This is a genomic window from Paralimibaculum aggregatum (assembly GCF_030270585.1).
Taxonomy (GTDB): Bacteria; Pseudomonadota; Alphaproteobacteria; order Rhodobacterales; family Rhodobacteraceae; genus Thermohalobaculum; species Thermohalobaculum aggregatum.
On the sequence record NZ_BSYI01000122.1, the window covers coordinates 1 to 845 of the forward strand.

An 845-nucleotide genomic window follows, 5' to 3' on the forward strand; every position below is an offset into this window, starting at 1 on the left:
GCGAGCTGATGGATGTCTCACGCTCCTCCTTCTACGCCGAACCCGAGCTAACGCCTGCCGAGGTGGCGATCGTGGATGAGATCAAGGCGATCTGCGCGGCCTCGCCCGCCTATGGATACCGGCGCGTCGACGCCGAGCTCCGGCACCGGGGCATGATCGTGAACTCGAAGAAGGTCCGGCGCATCATGCGCGAGCAGGGTCTGCAGTCGAAGCGCAAGCGCCGGTTCGTCGCGACCACAGACAGCAACCACGATGGCCCGGTCTTTCCAAACATCGCCAAGGGCTTCGAGGTTCACGCGCCCGATCATCTCTGGGTCGCAGACATCACCTATGTCGAACTCGCCTCCGGCTTCGCCTATCTGGCCGTCATCATGGACGCCTGGTCGCGCCGGATTGTCGGCTATGCCCTCGATCGCAAGATCGATGCGCGCCTCGTGACCGCCGCGCTCAAGGCCGCGATCGCCTTCCGCAGGCCGCTGTCAGGCACCGTGTTCCACTCCGATCGCGGATCGGTCTATGCCTCAAAGGCTCACCGGAAGCTCCTGAAGCGCCATGGCTTCGTCGGTTCGATGGGCCGGCGCGGCAATCCCTATGACAATGCCCAGGCCGAAAGCCTCATGAAGACGCTGAAGGTCGAAGCGGTCTACGTGGCCGGCTACGAAACCTTCGAGGACGTCGCCGCCCACCTTCCCGGTTTCATCGAGGAGGTCTACAACGAAACCCGCCTGCACTCCGCGCTCGGTTATCTGAGCCCCGCGCGTTACGAGGAGATCAACCGCCCGGCCCTGGTCAAAACCGCTGCCTCAACCTGTCCGGCCCCAGGGGCGCAGTCCAGTCAGGGGGGC

General features: G+C 64.5%; 1 protein-coding gene. It reads left to right on the forward strand.

The annotated features are described in order from the left end of the window. Positions 1–8: 8 nt before the first annotated feature. Positions 9–845, forward strand: an 837-nt coding sequence (locus tag QSJ97_RS24580; protein ID WP_285675142.1) for an IS3 family transposase, incomplete at its 3' end; no start/stop codon positions are given.